Here is an 11,467-nt window from a genome sequence, read left to right as displayed (position 1 = left end):
CTCACGCATTGGTCGCTGCGTGGCGATCCAGAATTTCCTTGGCCAGCTCCCGGTAGGCGATCGCGCCGCGGGACGTCGTGTCATAATCGAGCACCGGCATCGCATAGGATGGCGCCTCGCTGATGCGCACATTGCGCGGGATCACCGTCCGGAACACCATGTCTCCAAGATTGTCGCGCGCATCCTGTTCAACCTGGTGCGTCAAGTTGTTGCGTGAGTCATGCATGGTCAACACAACACCTTCCACGCGCAACTCGGGATTCGCCGTCTGCCGGACTTCGCGCACGGTCGAGATGAGCTGCGACAACCCTTCAAGGGCGAAGAACTCGCTCTGCAGAGGCACCAGCACGGAATTCGCCGCGACCATCGCGTTGACGGTCAGCAGCGACAGCGAAGGCGGGCAGTCGATCAGGATGTAATCGTAATCGAGCCCCTCGATTGCGGGCTGCCGGAGTGCATCATGCAGCAGGAAGCTGCGTTTTTCGTTCGACATCAGCTCCAGATCGGCCGAGCTCAGATCGACGGTGGCCGGGATGATGTGGAAATTCGGGATCTCGGTCGTCAGGATCATCTCGGGCAGGTCGACATCGCCGAGAAGAAGGTCGTAGGTCGTGTAGGTGCGGTCTTCGACCTCGATCCCCAGGCCGGTCGACGCGTTGCCCTGCGGGTCGAGGTCCACCAGCAGCACCCGCAAGCCAAGTTCCACCAGCGCCGCGCCGAGGTTGATCGTCGTCGTGGTCTTGCCCACCCCGCCCTTCTGGTTAGCGACAGCGATGATTCTGGGTTGTCTGGCGCGAAAGACGTCAGCCACGGCTGAATTCTCCGATCTTGAGGATGACTGAGGCTGCGTTCGTTTTACTCGGCACGGCCTCGTAACGGAAGCGCCAGTTCACCTCGGCGGCTGCGACTTCTTCCGCCCAGGTCTCGCCTTTCGGAAACAGGCAGATGCCGTCGACAGCGCGGTGACGTTCTGCGAATGACAGGAGCATGTCGAGCGGCGCGAGTGCTCGGGCGGTGAGGACATCAGCCGAAAGATGTTGGACCGTTTCGATCCGTCGGCCGATGACGTCGGCAGAAATTCCGGTCTCACGGATGACCGTTCGGAGGAAAGTCGCCTTCCGCTGATCGGATTCGACGAGCGTGGTGGTGCTGGCCGTTCTATCGGCATTAGCAATCGCGATCACCAGACCGGGGAAGCCGCCTCCGCTGCCGAGGTCCACCCAATGGCCTTCCGCTTTGGCCAGAGCGCTGAGTTGGAGGGAATCGGTGATATGCCGCGTCCACAGGTTGACGAGGGTGGCGGGCGATACGAGGTTTATCTTCGGGTTCCAGCGGCGGAGGAGCTCTGCGTAGACCTCCAGCCGCTCGATTGTTTCACGTGGAACATCGGCGCCGAGCACCGCACTGCCGTTCATGCGGACTTCCGCCGGGTATCCTTGCGGATACGCGCGAGAAGCAGAGTGAGGGCCGCCGGGGTCACCCCCTCAATCTTCGCGGCCTGCGCCAGATTTCCGGGACGCGCCCGGCCAAGTTTCGCGCGAATTTCATTTGAGAGACCATCCACGGCCTCGAAGTTGAAATCAGCAGGGATCGCCATGGATTCATCCCGCTTGACGGCCATCACATCCTGTTTCTGCCGCTCGATATAGTTCGCGTAGGTCGCATCGCGCTTCAACTGAAGTGCCACCTCGCTCTCCAGGTCCGCCAGCCGCTCATCCAAGGCACTCAGCTGCTCAAAATTGACGTCCGGCAACGCCAGGACCTGGTACAGGGTGCGGCGGTTGCCGTCCTGCCCCAATGCGACACCGGCTTCGCCAAGCTCGCGAGGCGTGTAGGTCCGGTCTTCAAGGATCGCGCGACCGGCTGCCAGGGCGTCCATCTTCCTTTGGAACGCCTCCGCCCGTGTCGCGCCCACGCATCCGATGTCGCACCCCTTCCCGGTCAAACGCTGATCGGCGTTGTCCGCTCGGAGCGACAGGCGAAACTCGGCGCGCGACGTGAACATGCGGTAGGGCTCGGTGACGCCGCGCGTGGTCAGGTCATCCACCATGACGCCGATGTAGGAGTCCGTCCGGCTGAAGGTGATCTCGTCCAGATCGCGCGAGAAGGCTGCGGCGTTCAACCCAGCCACAACACCTTGGGCCGCGGCCTCTTCGTATCCGGTCGTTCCGTTGATCTGCCCAGCCAGGAACAGCCCGGGGATACCCTTCACTCCGAGGCGCAAGTCCAGCGCTCTTGGATCGACATAGTCGTACTCGATCGCGTAGCCGGGCTGGAGGATTTCAACGGCCTCCAAGCCCTTGATGGACCGGACATAATCTTCCTGCACGTCGACGGGAAGCGAAGTGGAAATGCCATTCGGGTAGATCGTGGGATCGTCCAGCCCCTCGGGTTCGAGGAACACCTGGTGCGATGGTTTATCGGAGAACCGCACGACCTTGTCCTCGATCGACGGGCAATAGCGCGGGCCGACCCCGTCGATATACCCGCCGTACATCGCGGATCGCGCAAGGTTGTCCCGGATGATCTCGTGGGTTCGTTCGTTGGTGTGCGTGATGCCGCAGGAGACCTGACGCGCGCTCGGCCGTTGGGACAGGAAGGAAAACATCACGGGCTCATCGTCACCCGGCTGGTTTTCCAGCTGGGACCAATCGATGGTGCGCCCGTCCAGTCGCGGCGGCGTGCCTGTCTTGAGCCGCCCCAAGGGCAGGCCGAAGCTGTCAATGCGCTCGGCGAGACGAATTGCCGGGGAGTCCCCCATGCGACCGCCTGGCCGCGACACGTCACCGATGTGGATGACGCCACGCAGAAAGGTTCCCGTTGTCAGAATCACGGCGCGAGCAAGAATTTCGGAGCCGTCGGCAAGGCTGACGCCTTTGACCGCGCCACTTTCCATCAGAAGATCGACGACCTCGCCCTCGATGATCTGGATATTCTGGTGCCGCTGCATTTCCGAAAGCATCTCGGACCGATAGATCGCACGATCCGCCTGCGCCCGCGGCCCCTGGACAGCCGGCCCCTTCCGGCGGTTGAGAAGACGGAACTGGATGCCGGCCTTGTCGGCGACGCGCCCCATGACGCCATCCAGCGCGTCGATCTCCCGGACGAGGTGCCCTTTTCCAAGCCCACCGATGGCCGGGTTGCACGACATCACACCAATGCCGCTGATCTTCAGCGTCACGAGCGCCGTCTTCGCACCCATACGAGCAGCGGCATGTGCGGCGTCACAGCCAGCATGGCCGCCGCCGATCACGATGACATCGAACGAATGTTCCACGTGAAACAATCCTCATTTACCGATGCAGAAGGATGAGAAGATCTCGTCGAGGAGATTCTCAACGTCGACGCGTCCTACCAGAGAATCGAGCGCCCGAACAGCACTCCGGATCTCTTCGGCGATAAGATCCGACTCGCCGTCTTTTCCGAGCGCAATCGCCGCGCGCAGATGGCCTTCGGCCAATTCCATCGCTACACGGTGCCGGTCCCGCGTGGCCGTCCCGATCAGCGCAGCGCGGCCGGAGAGCTCCGTGCGAATCCGGTCGACAAGCTCGGAGACCCCTGCCCCGGTCTTCCCGGACACGCCATCGCCGCCCCGCAGATCGGCTTTCGCCTGCACGACAATATCTCCGTCGCAAAGCTCGACGTCGGGCACGAAGTCGCCATCGGCCAGCACCACGCGAATGTCGGCGCCCGCCGCCCGGTCCCGCGCGCGCTGGATGCCGAGGCTTTCCACCAGGTCCTCCGTCTCGCGCAGTCCCGCGGTGTCCAGCACCGTCACTGGCAAACCGCCGAGGTCCATCCGCACCTCGATCACATCCCGCGTCGTTCCGGCGATGTCCGAGGTAATCGCGGCATCCCGTCCCGCCAGGGCGTTGAGCAATGTCGACTTGCCCACGTTCGGCGCGCCCAGGATCGCCACCTCGAACCCCTGACGGACACGTTCGGCCACCACCGCGCCCCGTTGCTCGGATTGAAGACCGGCGAGCACGCGCTCCAGCAGCTCCGTCACTTCCGGCATGACGTCGACCGGGACATCCTCGTCGGCGAAATCGATGGTCGCCTCGACCAGTGCGGCCGCGCGGACGATGTCCAGGCGCCATGTCTCGGCCTTTTCGCCAAGCCGGCCCGAGAGCACACGCATCGCCTGGCGCCGCTGCGCCTCGGTCTCCGCTTCGATGAGGTCCGCAAGCCCCTCGACCTGCGCGAGGTCCAGCCGCCCGTTTTCCAGCGCGCGACGGGTGAACTCGCCGGCTTCTGCCTGCCGGAGGCCGTCGATGTCCGACAGCTCCCGCAGCACCGCCGAGACCACGGCCGTGCTGCCATGCAGTTGCAGTTCCACGACATCCTCACCCGTGAAGCTGGCCCCCTGCCCGAAGACAAGTACCAGCGCCTCGTCGATCATCGCACCATCCGACCCCCGCACGATGCGAAGACCGGCGCGCCGGGCGTCGGGAAGATCACCGACCAGCGATTGAGCAGCCGAAAACGCGCGTGGCCCGGAGATCCGGACCACGGCGACGCCGGCGGCGCCCGGCGCAGAGGCCAGTGCAAAGATCGTGTCCATACCCATCTCTCCGGGCGGCGGCAGGGCCGCCCTGCCTCAGGTGTTCATGGAGTCGAAGAACTCGGAATTCGTCTTGGTCTGCTTCAGCTTCGAGATCAGGAACTCGATTGCGTCCGTCGTCCCCATCGGGTTCAGGATGCGCCGCAGAACGAAGGTCTTCTGAAGATCGACCTTCTCGACCAGCAGGTCTTCCTTCCGGGTGCCCGACTTGAGGATGTCCATCGCCGGGAAGACGCGCTTGTCGGCGACCTTCCGGTCGAGCACGATCTCGGAGTTGCCGGTGCCCTTGAATTCCTCGAAGATCACCTCGTCCATCCGCGAGCCGGTATCGATCAGCGCGGTCGCGATGATCGTCAGCGAGCCGCCCTCTTCGATGTTCCGTGCCGCGCCGAAGAACCGTTTTGGCCGCTGGAGCGCGTTGGCATCGACGCCGCCGGTCAGAACCTTGCCCGAAGACGGCACCACGGTGTTGAAGGCCCTACCAAGTCTTGTGATCGAGTCCAGAAGGATCACAACATCTCGCTTGTGTTCGACCAGGCGTTTCGCCTTCTCGATCACCATCTCGGACACCGCCACGTGCCGCGTCGCCGGTTCGTCGAAGGTGGAGGACACGACCTCTCCCTTCACCGAACGCTGCATGTCGGTCACCTCTTCCGGCCGCTCGTCGATGAGCAGGACGATGAGGTAGCATTCCGGGTGGTTCTTCTCGATCGAGTTGGCGATGTTCTGCAGCAGGACCGTCTTGCCGGTCCGCGGCGGCGCCACGATGAGCGACCGCTGCCCCTTCCCGATCGGCGCGACGAGGTCGATGATCCGGGCCGAGCGGTCCTTGATCGTCGGATCCTCGACTTCCATCTTCAGGCGCTCGTCGGGATAGAGCGGCGTGAGGTTGTCGAAGGCGATCTTGTGGCGGGCCTTCTCGGGGTCCTCGAAGTTGATCAGCTGCACCGTCGTCAGCGCGAAATAGCGCTCGTTGTCGAGCGGGGCCTTCATCAGCCCTTCGATCGTGTCCCCGGTGCGCAGCGAATACTGCCGGATCATGTCGGGCGAGACGTAGATGTCATCGGGGCCCGGCAGGTAGTTGGCTTCCGTCGAGCGGAGGAAGCCGAAACCGTCCTGCAGCACCTCGAGCACGCCGTCGCCGCCGATCTCCCAGCCCTCGTCCGCCATTTCGCGGAGGATCTGGAACATCATGTCGCCCTTCCGCATGGTCGAGGCGTTCTCTATCTCGAGCTCCTCGGCCATGGCCAGAAGGTCCTTCGGGCTCTTCGCCTTGAGGTCGGACAGGTTCAGTCGTTCAGTTTCCATGGGAATATCCGTGATCGCGCCGGGCGGCGTCGGATCTTGTCTTGTTGGGATGAATGTCCACCCGGACGGGCAGCTTGCCGCCGGATATAGGCAACCGGACCGGGTGAGTCAATCGCGACGGCAAAGCGCCTCAGAAGCGCACCACGACCGAGATCACGATGACGATCATCAGCAGCGTCGGCAGCTCGTTCATCATCCTGTAGCGGCGCCCCGTGAGCGTGTTGCGCCCCGCGGCGAAGTCCTTGCGCCGTTTCCCCAGCCAATGGTGGAACCAGGTCATCACCAGCACGGCCGCGGCCTTGGTCCAGGGCCAGACCATGCCCCAGTCGACCATGCCCGGCGTGAAGACCAGCATCAGCCCGAAGAGCCATGTCCCGATCATCGCCGGGTTCATGATCGCGCGCAGCAGCTTGCGCTCCATCTCCTGGTAGACCGCGTCCAGCTCGGTCCCCGGCCGGGTCTTCTCGGTGTGATAGACGAAGAGCCGCGGCAGGTAGAAGATCCCCGCCATCCACGCGATGACCGAAATGATGTGAAGCGCCTTGGTCCAGGGATAGAGCGTGGCGAGGAAGTCGGTCATCTGGGTCTCCTGACGGTCGGGCCTCCACTAAATAAAAGAAAGATAAATAGAAAGATGATGATGATGTAGGGACGCCGCGCCCTGTGGATCCTTGATCCGTCCGCAGGGTTATACCCGATCCCGCATCTTGTGGATAAGTCTGTGGTCGAAAGTGATCGGTCTTGGTAACTATTCCAGATTATCGTTTTGTTTCATAAGCATACGGGGAAACAATCGGCTCAGGCGGACGTGGATGAATTCCGGGACGGAACGCGGGAGCGATGGTGAACTGTGGATGGCTCGCTTATCCTTTCCCGCAGGTTAACCGATGCCTTCGACCGCCGCGAGCCCCCCGGGTTACCCCCACGGCTTGCATCGGAAGGCGCTTTTCCCCAGAACCTTCCATGCCGTTCGACAGGGTTTATCCACGGGGTTGCACACATGAGCCAGCAGATCGTCCTTGCCTCGGGTTCGGCCGCGCGGGCCGCGATGCTGGAAGGCGCCGGGGTGCCGTTCCGCGTGATGAAGGCCGCGGTCGACGAGGATGCGCTGCGCGAGGCGCTGCTGGCCGAGGAGGTATCGCCCCGCGATCTCTCGGACGCGCTGGCCGAGATGAAGGCGATCCGGGTCAGTGCCCGCACCCCGGGCGCGCTGGTGATCGGGTCGGACCAGATCCTCGCGCTCGGCTCCGAGGTCTTCACCAAGCAGCCCGACCGCGAGGCCGCGCGGGCGGCGCTGATGCGGCTTCGCGGTCAGCGTCATTCGCTCTACTCCGCCGCGGTGATCTGCGAGGACGGCAAGCCGGTCTGGCGCCATGTCTCGGAAGTGAAGCTGATGATGCGGATGTTCTCGGAGGAGTATCTGGACGCGTATCTCGACCGGAACTGGCCGGGGGTTTCCGACGCGGTCGGTTGCTATCATTATGAAGGCGAGGGCGTGCGGCTTTTCACGCAGGTCACCGGGGATTATCACTGTATCCTCGGCATGCCCCTTCTGCCGCTGCTGAACTACCTGACGACGAGAGGTGTGATCGCGGGATGACCCAGACGAAGATCCCCCTGGCCGGCGTGATCGGCCATCCGATCGCCCATTCGCGTTCGCCGATCCTGCACCGTCACTGGCTGCGGCGCTTCGGGCTGCCCGGCTTCTACATCCCCATGGATGTCGAGGGCGACGACCTTGAAACCGTGCTGCGCGCCCTGCCCAAGGCGGGGTTCGTGGGGGTCAACATCACCGTGCCGCACAAGGAACGGGTGATGGAGATCGCGGACCTCGTGACCGATCGGGCGATCCTGATCGGCGCGGCGAACACGCTCATCTTCCGGCCCGACGGGAAGATCCACGCTGACAATACGGACGGGTATGGTTTTCTCGAGAACCTGCGCAGCGGCGCGCCCTCGTGGTCTCCGGACGCGGGGCCGGTCGCCCTGCTGGGCGCGGGCGGCGCGGCACGGGCGGTGGTCGCCTCCCTGCTCGACGCCGGGGTGAAGGAGATCATGGTCGCGAACCGCACGAGGCTCAGGGCCGAGCGGCTGCAGGACGATTTCGGCCGGCGGCTGCGGGTCGTCGACTGGGTGCAGGCCGGGAACATGATCGACCAGGCGGCGCTGGTGGTGAACTCCACCTCGCTGGGGATGACGGGCAAGGCGGCGCTGCGGGTGCCGCTCGACGGATTGCACGCCGGGCAGGTGGTGACGGACCTTGTTTATGCGCCGCTCCGCACCGACCTTCTGGCTGCGGCCGAAGCGGCCGGCTGCCACACGGTGGACGGGCTGGGGATGCTGCTGCACCAGGCGGTGCCGGCGTTCGAACGCTGGTTCGGTGTCCGCCCCGTCGTCGACGACCAGACCCGCGAGGCGGCGCTGTCATGACCTATCTTCTCGGGCTGACCGGCTCCATCGGCATGGGCAAGAGCACCACGGCGAAGATGTTCGCCGAGCTGGGCTGCGCGGTCTGGGATGCGGATGCCGCCGTGCACAGATTGTACGCCGCCGGAGGCGCCGCCGTCGCCCCGATGGCCGAGGCCTTTCCCGAGGCGATCGTGGATGGCGCCGTCTCGCGCGAGAAACTGCGCGAGATCATCGCGGCCGACACCACCGCGCTGCGCCGGATCGAAGCGATCGTGCATCCGCTCGTGGGCCTCGACCGGAAGGACTTCATCGGCACCGTCGAAAGCGATATCGTGGTGCTCGACATCCCGCTCCTGTTCGAGGGCGGGAACGAAAGGAATTTCGACGCGGTCGTCGTCGTCTCGGCGCCCGAGGCGGTCCAGCGCGAGCGGGTGCTCGCCCGCGGCACCATGACCGAGGCGCAGTTCGAGGCGATCCGCGCCAAGCAGATGCCCGATGCCGAAAAGCGGGCGCGGGCGGACCACGTTGTGGTGACGGACACGCTGGACCATGCGCGGGCGCAGGTTGAGGCCATCGTGGCCGGGATCAGGGAGACACTGGATGCGTGAGATCGTCCTCGACACCGAGACCACGGGCTTCGAGCCCGAGCAGGGCGACCGCATCGTCGAGATCGGGGGCGTCGAACTTCTGAACCACATGCCGACGGGCCGGACCTATCACCAGTACATCAACCCGCAGCGTGACATGCCGCAATCGGCCTTCGAGGTGCACGGGTTGTCCGAGGAGTTCCTGCGTGACAAGCCGGTCTTCGCGAAGATCGCGCAGGAGTTCCTCGATTTCGTGGGCGATGCGAAGCTGGTGATCCACAACGCCAAGTTCGACATGAAATTCCTGAACGCAGAGCTCGGCTGGCTGAACATGCGCCGCCTGCCCGACGACCAGGCCATCGACACGCTCGAGATCGCGCGCAAGCGGTTCCCCGGTTCGCCCGCCTCGCTGGACGCGCTCTGCCGCCGGTTCGGGATCGACAACTCCGCCCGGACGCTGCACGGCGCGCTGCTCGATTCCGAGATCCTGGCCGAGGTCTATCTTGAGCTGATCGGGGGGCGGCAGCCCGATTTCGGCCTTTCGGACCAGGGCCACCAGGGGGCGCATGCGGCGGGCCAGTCCGACTGGCGCCCGCAGCCGCGGCCGGTGCCGCTCCCGTCCCGGATCACCGAGGCGGAAGCGGAAGCGCATGCGGCCTTCGTCGCGAAGATGGGCGACGCCGCGCTCTGGACGCGGCTGGCCTAGGCCTGCTGCGCGCCGTTGGCGCCATTGGCGCCATTCGCACCGCCGGCGGCCGCGCGGCGCTGCATTTCCTGGCGGAAGATCTGCAGGAAGTCGATGTTTTCCAGGTTCAGCGGCGGGAAGCCCCCGTCGCGGGTCACGTCGCTCACGATGCGGCGCAGGAACGGGAAGATCTGGCGCGGGCATTCGATCAGCAGGAACGGCTGAAGCTGCTCGTCCGGCACGCCCTCGACGTGGAAGAGCCCGACGTAATCGACCTCGAGGATGAAGAGCGTGACGTCCTCGTCCTTGGCCTTCGAGGTCGCCTTGAGCTTGATCGCGACCTCGTACTGGTTCTCGGCCCCGTCGCGCTTCTTGACGTCGAGCCCGACCTGCACCTGCACATCGGGGGTGTAATTGGCCCGGACGGGGTTCCGCGCGAGGATGTTCTCGAACGACATGTCCCGGACGTACTGGTTCAGCACGTTGAACCGGATCTGCGGTTGCTGCGGGGTCGGGGCTTCGGGCGCGTCGGTCATGCTGGGATCTCCAAACGGGTGCTAGGCAAAGTCCCGCAGGTTCCTAGCAGCATCACCGTGTCGCCTCAATGCCTGGTCCATTCCGAGGGCCGGTGCGTCGGGCGCTTCGGCGGGTCGAGCTCGTCGAAGCCCTGGTCGACCTCGGTGTAGTCGCCGTCGATCACGCCGGGATCGTGCGGGCGGCGGGGCCGCTGCGGGCCGGGCCCGGGACGGGACGTGGTGGCGGTGTAGCTCATCGACTGGATCCTGACGTGACGCTTCGCCACACGGAACGCCCAGTGCCGCACCGGGGGCAGCAGGAGCAGAAGGCCGACGGTGTCGGTGAAGAACCCGGGCGTCAGCAGGAGCGCGCCCGAGAAGAGGATCATCGCGCCCTCGGCCAGCGGCTCGGACGGGTCGGACAATTCATTGAAGGACCGGCGGATCTTGTCCAGCACGTGGCGGCCCTGCTGCTTGACCATCCATGTGCCCACGACCGCGGTCACGAGCACGATGGCCAGCGTCCACCACAACCCGATGACGCCCCCGACCTGGATGAACAGGCCGATCTCGATCATGGGGACGATGATAAAAGCCAGTAACAACCACATGGGGCCGCTCTCCTTCGTCTGTGGCGCGGTGGACTCGGCACCGGTGAACTCCTACATAGGAAGGACACGACGATCTTGCCATGCCCTGCCAAAGAGGACCCGCATGAATTCGCCCATCCTTCAGCTACTCGTGCTGGCCGGAATCGCAGTATTCCTGATCCTGCGGCTACGTTCGGTCCTCGGCACCCGGGAAGGATTCGAGAAGCCCCTGCCCCCGCGCGGCGAGGCGCCGGTCGGCCGTCCGCGTAACTTCGACGTGATCGAAGGCGGCCCGGACCTCGACATCACCGACCACGTGGAAGAGGGCTCCGACGCCGCACGCGCTCTGGCGCAGATGAAGCGCGTCGAGCCCTCGTTCAACGTCGGAGAGTTCCTCGGCGGGGCGAAGGGCGCCTACGAAATGATCCTGATGGGCTTCGAAAGCGGCGATCTGGCCGAGATAAAGCCGTTCCTGTCCGATGACGTCTACGCGAGCTTCGCCGAGGTGGTGAACGCCCGCGAAGAGCAGGGCATCCATGTCGAGGCCGAATTCCTCGGCGTGCGCGAGACCGCCCTGAACGACGCCACCTATGACGAGGCGACCTCCGAGGCGGAACTGACCGTGCGCTTCACCGGGCAGCTGACCTCGGTCGTGCGCGACCGCGGCGGCGATGTGATCGAAGGCACGCCGGGCGAGATCAAGACGCAGCGCGACGTCTGGACCTTTGCCCGCAAGATGGGGTCGGACAACCCCAACTGGCAGCTGGTCGCCACCGGCGAATGACCTGGCGGTGGCTTGCGGCCCTGGC

13 protein-coding genes are annotated in these 11,467 nt (G+C 64.8%); 5 read left to right on the top strand and 8 right to left on the bottom strand.

Translation table 11 applies throughout. The annotated features are described in order from the left end of the window. Nucleotide 1: 1 nt before the first annotated feature. From Q344_RS0112355 to hemJ, 6 genes are all read right to left on the bottom strand, one after another. Nucleotides 2-811 (bottom strand): ParA family protein, encoded by an 810-nt coding sequence (locus tag Q344_RS0112355; protein ID WP_028286986.1) that lies wholly within the window; start codon nt 809-811, stop codon nt 2-4. Continuing rightward, nucleotides 804-1,415, bottom strand: coding sequence for a 16S rRNA (guanine(527)-N(7))-methyltransferase RsmG (rsmG, locus tag Q344_RS0112350; RefSeq protein WP_028286985.1), 612 nt, complete (start codon nt 1,413-1,415; stop codon nt 804-806). The genes Q344_RS0112355 and rsmG overlap by 8 nt, the downstream gene beginning before the upstream one ends. Beyond that, entirely contained in the window at nt 1,412-3,277 is a 1,866-nt protein-coding gene (mnmG, locus tag Q344_RS0112345; RefSeq protein WP_028286984.1) for a tRNA uridine-5-carboxymethylaminomethyl(34) synthesis enzyme MnmG, read from the bottom strand. Before mnmG ends, rsmG begins: the two co-directional genes overlap by 4 nt. A 12-nt stretch (nt 3,278-3,289) precedes the next feature. After that, the gene (gene mnmE, locus Q344_RS0112340; protein ID WP_028286983.1) at nt 3,290-4,564 is read right to left on the bottom strand and encodes a tRNA uridine-5-carboxymethylaminomethyl(34) synthesis GTPase MnmE; all 1,275 of its coding nucleotides are present in this window, start codon (nt 4,562-4,564) and stop codon (nt 3,290-3,292) included. 36 nt (nt 4,565-4,600) lie between these two features. Beyond that, nucleotides 4,601-5,872, bottom strand: a complete 1,272-nt coding sequence (rho, locus tag Q344_RS0112335) for a transcription termination factor Rho (protein ID WP_028286982.1) — start codon at nt 5,870-5,872, stop codon at nt 4,601-4,603. Between the two features lie 130 nt (nt 5,873-6,002). Beyond that, entirely contained in the window at nt 6,003-6,452 is a 450-nt protein-coding gene (gene hemJ / locus Q344_RS0112330; protein ID WP_028286981.1) for a protoporphyrinogen oxidase HemJ, read from the bottom strand. A 420-nt stretch (nt 6,453-6,872) separates the two neighbouring features. Between hemJ and Q344_RS0112325 the strand changes: the two genes are divergently transcribed. The 4 genes from Q344_RS0112325 to dnaQ are packed head-to-tail and all read left to right on the top strand — an operon-like array spanning nt 6,873 to nt 9,574. Then, on the top strand, nt 6,873-7,472 hold the full coding sequence (locus Q344_RS0112325; protein WP_028286980.1) for a Maf family protein: 600 nt from the start codon (nt 6,873-6,875) through the stop codon (nt 7,470-7,472). Then, nucleotides 7,469-8,302, top strand: coding sequence for a shikimate dehydrogenase (locus tag Q344_RS0112320; protein ID WP_028286979.1), 834 nt, complete (start codon nt 7,469-7,471; stop codon nt 8,300-8,302). The genes Q344_RS0112325 and Q344_RS0112320 overlap by 4 nt, the downstream gene beginning before the upstream one ends. Continuing rightward, the gene (gene coaE / locus Q344_RS0112315; RefSeq protein ID WP_028286978.1) at nt 8,299-8,889 is read left to right on the top strand and encodes a dephospho-CoA kinase; all 591 of its coding nucleotides are present in this window, start codon (nt 8,299-8,301) and stop codon (nt 8,887-8,889) included. Before Q344_RS0112320 ends, coaE begins: the two co-directional genes overlap by 4 nt. Further along, on the top strand, nt 8,882-9,574 hold the full coding sequence (gene dnaQ / locus Q344_RS0112310; RefSeq protein WP_028286977.1) for a DNA polymerase III subunit epsilon: 693 nt from the start codon (nt 8,882-8,884) through the stop codon (nt 9,572-9,574). Before coaE ends, dnaQ begins: the two co-directional genes overlap by 8 nt. Here dnaQ and secB read toward each other — a convergent pair. Beyond that, nucleotides 9,571-10,089: a protein-export chaperone SecB gene (gene secB, locus Q344_RS23870; protein WP_036539181.1), complete on the bottom strand. Its 519-nt coding sequence runs from the start codon at nt 10,087-10,089 to the stop codon at nt 9,571-9,573. The two genes, dnaQ and secB, sit on opposite strands and share 4 nt — an antisense overlap. 65 nt (nt 10,090-10,154) lie before the next feature. Further along, nucleotides 10,155-10,679: an FxsA family protein gene (locus tag Q344_RS0112300; protein WP_028286976.1), complete on the bottom strand. Its 525-nt coding sequence runs from the start codon at nt 10,677-10,679 to the stop codon at nt 10,155-10,157. 103 nt (nt 10,680-10,782) lie between these two features. Between Q344_RS0112300 and Q344_RS0112295 the strand changes: the two genes are divergently transcribed. Continuing rightward, nucleotides 10,783-11,442 carry a Tim44/TimA family putative adaptor protein gene (locus Q344_RS0112295; protein WP_028286975.1) on the top strand — a complete coding sequence of 220 codons (660 nt, stop codon included), beginning with the start codon at nt 10,783-10,785 and terminating at the stop codon, nt 11,440-11,442. Nucleotides 11,443-11,467: the final 25 nt, after the last annotated feature.

Source organism: Pseudooceanicola nanhaiensis DSM 18065 (assembly GCF_000688295.1).
In the GTDB taxonomy this organism is placed as follows: domain Bacteria; phylum Pseudomonadota; class Alphaproteobacteria; order Rhodobacterales; family Rhodobacteraceae; genus Pseudooceanicola; species Pseudooceanicola nanhaiensis.
This window is presented reverse-complemented; position numbering and strand designations above follow the sequence as displayed.

Bases quoted from the DNA above. Each gene is read 5' to 3' on its own strand.
- rsmG (WP_028286985.1), bottom strand. From the start codon at position 1,415: ATGAACGGCAGTGCGGTGCTCGGCGCCGATGTTCCACGTGAAACAATC.
- mnmE (WP_028286983.1), bottom strand. From the start codon at position 4,564: ATGGACACGATCTTTGCACTGGCCTCTGCGCCGGGCGCCGCCGGCGTC.
- rho (WP_028286982.1), bottom strand. From the start codon at position 5,872: ATGGAAACTGAACGACTGAACCTGTCCGACCTCAAGGCGAAGAGCCCG.
- hemJ (WP_028286981.1), bottom strand. From the start codon at position 6,452: ATGACCGACTTCCTCGCCACGCTCTATCCCTGGACCAAGGCGCTTCAC.
- Q344_RS0112325 (WP_028286980.1), top strand. From the start codon at position 6,873: ATGAGCCAGCAGATCGTCCTTGCCTCGGGTTCGGCCGCGCGGGCCGCG.
- Q344_RS0112320 (WP_028286979.1), top strand. From the start codon at position 7,469: ATGACCCAGACGAAGATCCCCCTGGCCGGCGTGATCGGCCATCCGATC.
- coaE (WP_028286978.1), top strand. From the start codon at position 8,299: ATGACCTATCTTCTCGGGCTGACCGGCTCCATCGGCATGGGCAAGAGC.
- dnaQ (WP_028286977.1), top strand. From the start codon at position 8,882: ATGCGTGAGATCGTCCTCGACACCGAGACCACGGGCTTCGAGCCCGAG.
- secB (WP_036539181.1), bottom strand. From the start codon at position 10,089: ATGACCGACGCGCCCGAAGCCCCGACCCCGCAGCAACCGCAGATCCGG.
- Q344_RS0112300 (WP_028286976.1), bottom strand. From the start codon at position 10,679: ATGTGGTTGTTACTGGCTTTTATCATCGTCCCCATGATCGAGATCGGC.
- Q344_RS0112295 (WP_028286975.1), top strand. From the start codon at position 10,783: ATGAATTCGCCCATCCTTCAGCTACTCGTGCTGGCCGGAATCGCAGTA.